Here is a 9939-nt window from a genome sequence, read left to right as displayed (position 1 = left end):
TCGTCAAGCGCAAGATGTCCAACTACTGGCTCAAGCGGGCTGAGCACCTGACATGGCCCCAGCCCACCCTCACCGGAACCCGAGCTGTCCGCATCAAACGACCCCAACCAGCAGACCCGTAAAGCAACGGCATTGCCTCTAGGAGTGGTTCCCGCTGTTCGAGTTGTGCGACCAGGTCGGCACCCCGGCGACCGTCGAGTAACCAGCGGTGGACACAACTCCGTGGCGGAGCGGGCGGTCCAAGAACTACCGGTACCCCGCAGCCCGCAGCCCGCAGCCCGCCGGTTCGTCCCGTCGAGGGGCCGCGGCTACGCGTAGACGTGGTGGCCCGCGGTGCAGACCTCCTCCGAGCCCTTCACCAGGCAGCCCGTGAGTCGCAGCTTGGTCCCCTCTTCGAGGTTGCCGGTATTCCACGGAGTCGTGTAGGGGGACGGCTCTCCCCGGGTGGAAGCCGTACGGGAGTAGCCGATCGTGATCGTACTGACCGTCGCCTCGACGCCCCACCCCTCTGCCGAGCTGTCACGCGCCCGCAGCGCGTCACCAGGAGTGGAGCCCACCGGGTCCGCGTGCCATTCCACGAATCCGGCGTAGTCACCGTTGGCGTAGAGGTAGTAGATCGCCGATTTGTTGGTCTGGGACCAGTACACGTCGTAGGTCAGCGTGGGAGCAGCCGCGGCTGTGCCCGCGCCGGAACCGAGGGAGATGCTGACGGCCATAGCGGTCGCGGCCAGAAGCGTGGCGGTCCGTTTGGCGAATATCGACACCGTAATCCCGTCTGTAGCAAGAATGATCATGGACGGACGCGAGTCTAGAGCCATCGGGGGGCAGGCGAACCCACATCGACGAAACGTCCGCAGTCCGCTGCGGCCGGAAGGCCACCCAGCGACGTTCGGCCGCACCGCGCGAAAGGCGCGGCGGTACTCCCGAATGGCCCCGGGTCGTTCGCACCGATCGACCCGACCCTTCCAGCCGGCCAGGCGGCCGAGACGACTCGATCCACTTCGGATCATCCGCTGAGATCACCCCACCCATGCCCAGCCAACGCACCAACCGCCCCACCGGTTACGGGACAACCTCTAGTGCGAAACGTGTGAGCGACGGGAGGGCCCGACGGATGCCGTTCCCTCCACAAAGCCGCTAGAAGATCAGGGTCGATGGCGAAACTCACCCCTTGGCCAGAGCCACACCGATCGGACAGGAAACGCGGGTCCCGGCGTGGCCGTTGTGTTGCGGTCAAGATACTGCTGGTGGTAGCCGTCGGCCGTGCAGAACGTACAGCCCTCCAAAGAAGGCAGGAAGCCACCCCGATCACGGTGGATGCAGTCTGTGAACACGGCTTGACCTGGGTCATCAAGCCGCGTTCACAGACCCTGTCGCGGCAGATCATCGAGTGTGTGAGAGATACGCCCACCCTGTGAGCCGGCGTGCCTGTCGTTCGAGGTGAAGTGGGGGACGGCGGAGCCAGGGTCGAAGCCTGCGAAGGCCAAGCCGATCACGAAACCCGCCACCTCCTCCAACTGGCGGACTCGATCCAGCTTCCCCAGGGTCGCCGGAACTCCGCCGACGTCACGCACCAGTTCACCGACGACGTGCAGGGCGGTCGCATCGTCGCCGCACATCGCCACCGTCACGCGGGACTGGCCACGACCGCTCGGGCTCGTCCACCGGTCAGCGGGAAAGAGATGGAACGCCTTCACGACCCGGGCTCCCGGAGCAAGCCCGGCGATCCGCCCCGCCATCGTCTTGCCGTGCTCGGTGAGCAGGGTGCCGACGCCATGCGCAACGGCGTTCGTGGGATCGATCAGCGGCATCCCTTGGAGCACGCCGTCGGACGCGCCCACCATCCCCAGCATCTCTTCGACGCCGTCCCAGGACACGGCGAGGAGCACCGCATCGCGCCCGGTGACCGCCTCACGCGGTGCGACAGCGAGCACTTTGTGCTCCAGCCGCTCAACGAGCTTCTCCGCCTTGACCTGCGACCGTCCACCGATCACCACCTCGTGTCCCGCACGTGCCCAGCCCTCTCCCAGGGCAGCCGCCAGTGTCCCTGTTCCCAGGATCCCGATGCGCATCTGTCTGTGCCTCTCCCTTGGCCGTCGGTCGGTTGGTCACGGTAGGAGAGGCGTTACGCACCGATCAGTGCGTGACCGGCGCGCGATGATGGACGGCGAGATGACTGATCACGACGCCCGCTGCAATGAGTTGGTCGCCGATTGCCGTTTGCGCGCGGCCACAGATCTTTTCGCCCATACCTGGGATCCCGTCGTACTGGCGGCGCTTCGCTCGAGACCGCGCCGACGCCGCGAGTTGCACGCCGCGATTGGCGGCATCAGCGACAAGGTTCTGACCGACTCCTTGAACCGCCTGCTCGCGAGCGGACTGATCGAGCGGCACGCCTATGCCGAGGCACCACCACGCGTCGACTACGCCCTGACCGGCTTGGGACAGAGCCTGGTCGAGGGCCCGATGACGGCGCTCGGACGCTGGGCGATCGAGCACGGTGACGAACTTCTTGAAGCCCAGGAGGGCAGTACCGCAAGAGGTCTGTGAGCGAGGCTTGACATGGATCAAGCCGTCCTTCCTGTGGATGATGTACCGCTGCGGGTGGGGTCTGAAGGAGGGCCAGGAGACGGTTCTGGCCGTGGAGATCAGCCGTGAGGGTTCGAGTGGGCGCTGCGCCACTCCTGCCTCTCGCACTACGTTCCCAAGATGCACGAGAGCCGGGCCGCCTGGCAGCGGGAGGTACGCCGGTCGCCCGCCCGCGTCCAGTGGGACCCCGAGCGCGACCTGCGGCTCGCCCCGCTGCCGTACCGCTCGCTGCAGCTGGGCCTGTCGGGCGAGGCGGCGGCGCGATACGCGGACGAGTGGATCGTCGGCATCGAGGACGTGACGCCGCTCGCCAGGGAGGTCCACGGCCTCGTACGGGCCCGTGATCTGGACGCGGCCGCCGCGCTGCTTCCAGCGGAACGGCCGTATCCGGTCGCGGACGACGTGCTGGCCCATCTGCGGTGTTGAGCCCGGAGCGAGGCGTGCGTCATGACGCGGGGGTGTGGCTTGCTCAGCGGCGGCGGGGGCCGAGCAGTGCGCAGACCGCGTTCTCCTCGACGGCGCGGAGCCTCTCCAGCAGATCGGGGTTGAGTGTCCTGTTCACCTGGGTGGTGAGCGAGAAGGTCAGGGACCTGCGGCCGTCGGGGGTCGCGGCGATCAGCTGGGTGTAGCCGGGGAAGTTCCCCGTGTGGCCCAGGACCACCCCGCAGCGCGTGTCGTAGCGGAAGACGGCCAGTCCCGCCCTGTTGCGGCCGGGCCCGGCCGGTTCGGACGCCCCTTCGATCCAGCGGCGCTGCTCGCGCAGGACCGCCCTCGACGTCAGCTCCCCGGCGGCGTAGCCCCGGATGAACCGCGTCATGTCACGCGGGGTGGAGACGATCCCGCCCGAGGCCCACACACCGGACGCGCTGAGCGCCTCGCTGACGTCCTCCGGCGGCGCGGGCGGCTCGACGGCGTACCCGTGCATGTACGGCTCCGGCATCTCGTACCCCAGGGGAAGGCTGGTGTCGGTCAGCCCGAGCGGCCGGTAGACGATCCGGCGCAGGAGGTCCTCGTACGGCTTGTGGGTCGCGGCCTCCGCCATCAGCGCGACGGCGATGTTGTCGGAGTTGGAGTACTGATACCGGGAGCCAGGCGGGAAGCGCAGCGGCTCGTCCGCGACGAAGTCCAGCAGCCGGCGGGGGTCGAAGGTGCGGCGCGGGTCGGCCCGGAGCAGGTCCAGGAACCCCTGGTCCTCGCTGTAGTCGGGCAGTCCGCTGGTGTGGTTCAGCAACTGCCGGAGCGTGACGGATCCCCAGGCGTCCGGCAGCCGGGGCAGGGTGTCGCCGATGGTGCTGTCGAGGTCGAGCTCGCCCTGCTGCACGAGGCGGAGCGCGACGGCGCCGCTGAACGCCTTCGCCGTGCTGGCGATCCGCATGTGGTCGGTGGGCTCGATCGGGCGGCCCGTCTCCACGTCGGCCACACCGGCGCGCAGGACACGTGGTCTGCCGTCCCGTTGCAGTACGACGATCACGCCGGGTGGGCCTCCGGGGGTGCGGACCAGTTCTTCGAGCTGCCGTTGCAGGGCGCGCTCGCCCCTGCCGTCGCCACCGCCACCGCCACCGCCGTCGGCGGCGGCGCCCGCTGCCGGGGCGAGGAGCAGACCGCCGAGGCAGGAGGCGCCGAGCAGGGCGACGAGGGCGGGGCGGAGACGGGGACGGAACCGGGGGTGGGCGCGCGGGTGGGAAGCGGCTGTGCGGGGCGTGAGGGGCATGAGGGTCCCGTGAGGTTCGGTCGGCAGGGGCACCCTCAGCTTCGGCCGGGACCGCGACGACGCGCGCGCGTGCTTACGCTGTCCGGCGGATCGGCCACGCGAGCTGTCTCCGATGTCGGCCGTCCTCAGCGCGCGGACAAGCTGCTGCAACTCCTGCGCTTTGGCTGCTCCTACGAAGCCCTGGCGGACACCGCCTGCTCGGCCACCACGATTCGCAACCGCCGTGATGAGTGGATCCGGCTCGGCGTCTTCGCCCGGCTCCGGCACATCGCTCTGGAGGCCTACGATCGCATCGTCGGCCTCGTTCTGGACTGCGAGAAGGATCGACTCGCACGCTGCTACGAACGCCGGATCGACGTCATCGACGCCTTCTTCGACCTCACGGATGCCGTCATCACCGCGAATCTCTCCCGGTGGTCGCGGGCCCACTGCTCGAACGTGCCCGCCGGTCGGCCGAGCACCTGCGGCACGTGGTCGGTGACGTAGGCCGCCCCGCCGGAGCGTGCCCAGCCGATGCCCGTGCTCATCCCGGCCGGCAACTGGTCGAGCGCATTCGCGTCGGCGATCTTGACCGGCCGTTCCAGCACGCGCTCCAGGATCGCCGCCTGGTCTGCGAACGTCAGCAGCTCTGGCCCGGTCAGGTCGTACCGCTGCCCGTCGTGCGCAGCGCTGGTCATGGCGGCGACGGCGACCGCAGCCACGTCCCTCGGGTCCACGATGGCCTGCCGGGAGTCGCCGACGAGGTTCGGGATCGGCTCTCCGGCCTGGATCAGCGCCCGGTACCACAAGAAGTTCGAGGCGAAGCTCGGCGGGCGGAGCATCGTCCAGACGAGCCCGCTGGCCTCGATCGCCTCTTCCGCGGCGAGGTGCCACGCGCCGACGGTCGCCCCGTCGAACCGCTCGCCGCTGCCGATGGCGGACAGTTTGACGACCTTACGGACTCCCGCCGCCCGCGCGGCCGTGACCAGGGCGATGTCGTGGTCCGCGGTCGGCACGGGGGGCACGGTTACGAGGAAGACCGTGTCGACGTCGGCCACCGCGCGCGCCAGCGACGCCGGGTCGTCGAAGTCGGCCCGCACCCCTCCGGGCCGCTCGCGGCGGGACATCGCCCGAAACGGCACGCCCTGTTCGGTGAGCAGACGGACGACGTGACTACCGATGGTGCCGGTGGCCCCGGTAACAAGGATCATGTCCCGACGATCGCATCGCTCTCACGCCGGGTGATAGGAAGTTTCGGCACTATCGTGAGCCGCGTGAACTCTCTCGTCGTGCCGCCTGCCCTTCAGCGCTGGGTGGCCGGTATCGATGTCGCCACGGCGGCTGGTTCGACGGCGGTCGACGTGCCGGATCACGCCACCGCACTTCTCCTGCGCAGCGACAAGCGTGAGCTGATCGTCATGGGTCCCCGCACCCGGGCCGCCTATCACGCCGGGGCGCCCGGGCATTCGTGCGTGCGGGTTCGCATGCGGCCGGGTCGTGCCCAAGCCCTGCTCGGCCGTCCGCTGCGTGATCTCGCCGACCGGGCCCTGCCGCTCCGCGAACTACCGGGCCTGGACGTCGACCAGCTCGCCGCCGATCCGATCGCCGCTCTCGAAGAAGCACTGGCCGATGTGCCGGAGCCGCCGGACCGGCTCGAACAGGCGGCACACCTACTGGTCGGTGCCACTGTCGCCACGACCGCGGCCCGGTTGCACATCAGTGAGCGCCGCCTGCACACCTTGTTCACCGCCGGCACCGGCTTGTCCCCCAAGCACTTCGCACGCATCGACCGCGTTCGCACCGTGCTCGCGGCCGATGCCGGCCGGTGGTCGGACATCGCCGCGACGGCGGGTTACTACGACCAGTCCCATATGACAGCCGAGTTCCGCCACTTCATGGGTGTCCCACCCGCCGCGTTCACCGCAGGGCGGCGCCCCGCCGCGACTCCGTGCACTGGCTGAGTTCCAGGACTGGCGAAGGAGGAGTTGCAGCAGCTTGTCGAAGAGGGTCCGGACGCTGATCCGCGTGCGGTGGCAGCCCAGCGGGTGAGTTGGATCGTAGGCGGGCCGCTGTAGCAGCAGCGCCGTGAATTGGTCCCACAGGGGTTCGGTTCAGCGTGCCGCGAACTGCACCCCGGTCCGCTGGACTACGTCCGGCCGCACCGGGAGGCCCTCCACGGTCAGCTGCTCCCCGTAGATGTCGGTGATCCGGAGCGCGCCGCCGCACCCGCCGCCCTGTTCGGAGAGGAAGTAGTTGTACTCGGTACGGGGCAACGGGGTCCAGGCGCCGCCGGCGCGGACCTCCAGGCGGGCCACCGGGTTCCGGTGGCCGAGGACCTGGATGCCGCACCAGTACTGGCTGGACCCGGTCTTGTACCGGATCGAGAGCGGGTCGGAGACGGCGGGGCTCAGCAGGCTCCAGGTGATCGGTATCTCGCCGCGCGAGGGCGCGGCGAGCTTGGCGAAGGCCTCGGCGCTGAGGTCGAGTTGGCCGGGCTTGCAGGGGGACAGGCACTCGTTGGTGATGCGGACCGTGACGGCGGCGCCGCCCGCGCGGACCCGCACATACGCCCCGCAGGCCTTGGAGACCTCGTAGTCGGTGGTGTTCATCGCCGCCGTCATGACGTCGTCGCTCGCGCCGAACGAGCAGGCGCCGCCCTCGCCGGTCCCCGCGTCGTAGAAGGTGGCGACCCCCGTGTAGTCGACCCCGGGGCGGATCCGTCCCGCCAGCTCTCCCGAGGCGGATCCGGAGCGCCCGGTGGCGGCGGTCGCCGGCCGGGTGGGCTCGGCGGTCGGGGTCGCCGACGGGGTGGTCTTCGAGGCCGAGGGGGAGGGGGACTTCGAGGGGGTGGCGGAGGGCTTCTTCCCCTGCGGTGCGCCGGAGGGCGGTGCGGACGTCCGGGTGGTGGCCGCGACGGGGGTGGCCCCGGCCTTTCCGGCGGCCTCGGTGTCGGTGTCGCGGTCGGGACCGAAGGCGATCACGAGCGATGCGGCGAGCCCGACGGCCGCCACGGCGGCGACGGACACGAGGGCGGTGCGCCGCCTGGGTGGGCGGGCGGAGCGGTGGGAACGGGCTGCCACGTTCAAGTCCTTCTGGTCCGTGCCTGGTTCGGGAGGAAGCGTGATGCGTGTGGGGCTCGCGTGAAAGGAGCTTGCCACTCATGGGTTGCCGCCGGGGCCGGAATGGTTGCCTTCGAGGTGCGGCGGGCGCGAAGCTGCGATCGTAGGATGATCGATCGTTTGGTTCGTCGGGGAGGTTGGGATGTCACGTCCGGTCACGGTGGTCACGGGTGGGAGCCGGGGGATCGGTGCCGCCACCTGCCTACGGCTCGCCGAGGACGGGCACGACGTGGTGGTGGGCTATGTGAACGACGGCGCGGCGGCCGAGTGGATCGCGACGGGCGTGCGGGCGGGCGGGGCGCGCTGTGTCACGGTGAAGGCGGACACCTCGGTGGAGGCCGATGTGGACCGGCTGTTCGAGACGGCGGCGGACCGGCTCGGGTCGGTGACCGGGCTGGTCAACAACGCCGGGGTGACGGGCCCGTTCGGGAGGCTGGCGGACACCGACACGGAGGTGCTGCGGCGGGTCGTCGAGGTCAACCTCCTCGGTGTGCTGCTGTGTTCGCGCCGGGCGGCCAAGGTGATGGCGGCCTGGGGGAGCGGCGCCATCGTCAACGTGTCGTCGGCGGCGGCCACGTTGGGCAGTCCCGGTGAGTACGTGCACTACGCGGCGACCAAGGCGGCGGTCGACACGCTGACCGTGGGGCTGGCGAAGGAACTCGGGCCGGACGGCATCCGCGTCAACGCGGTCGCGCCCGGGGTGATCGACACGGAGATCCACGCGCGGATGGGGGACCCGGAGCGTCCTGACCGGATCGCCGCGTCCGTGCCGCTGCGCCGGCCGGGTCGCGCCGATGAGATCGCCTCGGCCATCGCCTGGCTCCTGTCTCCGGAGGCCTCGTACACGACGGGGGCGGTGCTGCGGGTGTCGGGGGGTCGGTGAAGCGCCGTTGGGGCCTGGTCACTGGCCGACTGCGGGTTGTGCGTGGTTGCTCGCGCAGTTCCCCGCGCCCCTTTCAGGGCGCGGTTCAGTCCGCCCGTGGTGCAAGTCCCGCTGTTTGTCGCGGAGTTGCTCGAACGCCGTCGGTCTCGGCCGGTCGGGCAGGAACTCCTTGATGCGGGAGGCGCATTGGAGCGGGTCCGCGCGGCTCGTGTCGCACTCGATGTCGTAGAGGCCGTGGCCGTGCACTTGGTCCAGCTGCCGGGCCGCGAGCCCCAGCGGCCGGTCGCCCCGCTCCCGTTCACGCCGCTGGAGCTCGTCCCGGTCGCAGTGGACGCCGACGAACACGACGTCCTGGGGCACGAACAGGTCGAGACAGTCCCGCAGTCGCCATTCGGCGCTCAGGACGTGGTCCATGACGATGTTGTTGCCGGCGGCCGCCATGCCGGCGACCGCGCGGTGGTAGCCCCGCCAGGTGCGGTGCAGGACGGTGGTGAGCTGGTCGGGCGGTAGCTCCTGACGGGTCCGCATGGCGTGGAACGCGTCGACGGGGATGTGGAAGTAGGGATCGTCGAGGATGCGCAGCAACTCTGTCGCGATGCTCGACTTCCCCGAACTGGACGTGCCGTTGAGGAAGATGATCAGGCCGCCGGGGGTGCAGTCCCCTTCGGCGGCGCTCCGCGGCTCGCGCCCGCGCATCGGGGTCACGCGGCCTCGATCACGTCTCCCCGCATCGCCGCCGCCCATTCCACGACCAGCAGTTCGTACTCCGCCCGCTCCTGTGCCGACAGCGACGCGCCCGCGTGGCGCCACAGCGCTCTGATCCGGTCGTTCAGGTCGTCGGCGGACCGCACGGAACCACGGGCGAGGAAATCGGGGGACATGCCGAACAGAGTAGGCGCCCGGACTGACAGTGCGCTACCGGGCGGCTACGGAAGCCGTATGTGGTTGGTCACTGAAGGGAGTTGGGGACGGACACGCTGTCGGGGGGCACCCCCGGATCAGCCGCCCGACTCGCCCGCGTGCGGGCTCAGGACGCCCATGGAGACCAGGACGACGATGACGATGCCGAGGGCGATGCGGTACCAGACGAACGGCATGAAGCTCTTGGTGGAGATGAACTTCATGAACCAGTTCGAACGTCGAGGTCCTGAGCGGCTTTGACCTGCTGTTTCCACCACTCTTCAACATCGAATGCCAGAGCAGTGGGAGATGGCACTTTCCAGTGCTCTCCCTCGCTGGCCATGAAGCGCAGCCACCTGGTTTGCAGCGAATCGGCAATCTCCTGCTCCATGGTCAGGGCCCGAGTTCATGTGGGGGATCCGGATGCCGCTGAGCACGACCTCGATTCCCGCGTCGGCGAGGATCGTGTCGAACAGTTCGGGGAACTTCCCGTCCCGGTCCCGGATCACGTAGCGGGCCTGGCAGCCGGCGTCCTGGAGATCCATGACGAGATTCCTGGCGGCCTGCGCCATCCAGGAGGCGGTCGGGTGCGCCGTCGCGCCCAGGACGCGGATGCGCCGGCCGGCGTGCCCGATCACCGCGAACAGGTACAGCCGCGTCCCGGACAGAGCGATGGTCTCGAAGAAGTCGCAGGGGCGCTGTCGCGTTGGCTGAGTGGGTGGGATGATCTCCGGGTTGATCATGGTGGAGGGGGGACC

The 9939-nt window shown here is 69.8% G+C and carries 11 protein-coding genes and 4 pseudogenes; 5 read left to right on the top strand and 10 right to left on the bottom strand.

What is annotated here, in order from left to right:
• Positions 1-308: 308 nt before the first annotated feature.
• Complete coding sequence (locus tag PUR53_RS31105) at positions 309-764, bottom strand: hypothetical protein (RefSeq protein ID WP_329901318.1); 456 nt, start codon at positions 762-764, stop codon at positions 309-311.
• A 597-nt stretch (positions 765-1361) separates the two neighbouring features.
• Complete coding sequence (locus PUR53_RS31100; RefSeq protein WP_443078306.1) at positions 1362-2072, bottom strand: NADPH-dependent F420 reductase; 711 nt, start codon at positions 2070-2072, stop codon at positions 1362-1364.
• 67 nt (positions 2073-2139) lie between these two features.
• On the opposite strand from PUR53_RS31100, the gene PUR53_RS31095 reads away from it, so the two are divergent.
• Positions 2140-2550 carry a winged helix-turn-helix transcriptional regulator gene (locus tag PUR53_RS31095; protein WP_329901319.1) on the top strand — a complete coding sequence of 137 codons (411 nt, stop codon included), beginning with the start codon at positions 2140-2142 and terminating at the stop codon, positions 2548-2550.
• Positions 2501-3015 (top strand): annotated as a pseudogene (locus PUR53_RS31090) (DUF4291 domain-containing protein). The gene PUR53_RS31095 and the pseudogene PUR53_RS31090 overlap by 50 nt, the downstream one beginning before the upstream one ends.
• A gap of 43 nt (positions 3016-3058) precedes the next feature.
• On the opposite strand, the gene PUR53_RS31085 reads toward PUR53_RS31090, so the two are convergent.
• Positions 3059-4300 carry a serine hydrolase domain-containing protein gene (locus tag PUR53_RS31085; RefSeq protein WP_329910382.1) on the bottom strand — a complete coding sequence of 414 codons (1242 nt, stop codon included), beginning with the start codon at positions 4298-4300 and terminating at the stop codon, positions 3059-3061.
• Positions 4301-4435: 135 nt separating this feature from the next.
• On the opposite strand from PUR53_RS31085, the pseudogene PUR53_RS48360 reads away from it, so the two are divergent.
• Positions 4436-4612 (top strand): annotated as a pseudogene (locus PUR53_RS48360) (IS5/IS1182 family transposase); the annotation flags it as partial.
• A gap of 26 nt (positions 4613-4638) precedes the next feature.
• Here PUR53_RS48360 and PUR53_RS31075 read toward each other — a convergent pair.
• On the bottom strand, positions 4639-5490 hold the full coding sequence (locus PUR53_RS31075; RefSeq protein ID WP_329910380.1) for an NAD(P)H-binding protein: 852 nt from the start codon (positions 5488-5490) through the stop codon (positions 4639-4641).
• A gap of 63 nt (positions 5491-5553) precedes the next feature.
• Here PUR53_RS31075 and PUR53_RS31070 point away from each other — a divergent pair, with 63 nt between their 5' ends.
• Positions 5554-6240 carry a helix-turn-helix domain-containing protein gene (locus PUR53_RS31070; RefSeq protein ID WP_329910379.1) on the top strand — a complete coding sequence of 229 codons (687 nt, stop codon included), beginning with the start codon at positions 5554-5556 and terminating at the stop codon, positions 6238-6240.
• Positions 6241-6258: 18 nt separating this feature from the next.
• Here PUR53_RS31070 and PUR53_RS31065 read toward each other — a convergent pair.
• Positions 6259-6381: pseudogene (locus PUR53_RS31065) on the bottom strand (IS5/IS1182 family transposase); the annotation flags it as partial.
• Positions 6382-6390: 9 nt separating this feature from the next.
• Positions 6391-7359, bottom strand: a complete 969-nt coding sequence (locus PUR53_RS31060) for an expansin EXLX1 family cellulose-binding protein (RefSeq protein ID WP_329910378.1) — start codon at positions 7357-7359, stop codon at positions 6391-6393.
• A gap of 181 nt (positions 7360-7540) precedes the next feature.
• On the opposite strand from PUR53_RS31060, the gene PUR53_RS31055 reads away from it, so the two are divergent.
• Entirely contained in the window at positions 7541-8281 is a 741-nt protein-coding gene (locus PUR53_RS31055) for an SDR family NAD(P)-dependent oxidoreductase (RefSeq protein WP_329910377.1), read from the top strand.
• A gap of 18 nt (positions 8282-8299) precedes the next feature.
• Here the strand turns inward: PUR53_RS31055 and PUR53_RS31050 are convergent, their stop codons facing one another.
• The 4 genes and pseudogenes from PUR53_RS31050 to PUR53_RS31035 all read right to left on the bottom strand — a co-directional run bounded on the left by PUR53_RS31050 (position 8300) and on the right by PUR53_RS31035 (position 9924).
• Positions 8300-8977 carry a chloramphenicol phosphotransferase CPT family protein gene (locus PUR53_RS31050; RefSeq protein WP_329910394.1) on the bottom strand — a complete coding sequence of 226 codons (678 nt, stop codon included), beginning with the start codon at positions 8975-8977 and terminating at the stop codon, positions 8300-8302.
• 5 nt (positions 8978-8982) lie between these two features.
• A complete protein-coding gene (locus tag PUR53_RS31045; RefSeq protein ID WP_329901325.1) occupies positions 8983-9162 on the bottom strand; it encodes a hypothetical protein in 180 nt (59 codons plus the stop codon).
• A 117-nt stretch (positions 9163-9279) separates the two neighbouring features.
• A pseudogene (locus PUR53_RS31040) lies at positions 9280-9411 on the bottom strand (undecaprenyl-diphosphatase); the annotation flags it as partial.
• Positions 9412-9462: 51 nt separating this feature from the next.
• A complete protein-coding gene (locus PUR53_RS31035; protein WP_329910376.1) occupies positions 9463-9924 on the bottom strand; it encodes a hypothetical protein in 462 nt (153 codons plus the stop codon).
• Positions 9925-9939: the final 15 nt, after the last annotated feature.

Source organism: Streptomyces sp. SP18BB07 (assembly GCF_036322545.1).
GTDB lineage: Bacteria > Actinomycetota > Actinomycetes > Streptomycetales > Streptomycetaceae > Streptomyces > Streptomyces deccanensis.
The sequence above is the reverse complement of the archived record's forward strand: the minus strand, read 5'-3'. Positions and strand labels throughout refer to the sequence as shown.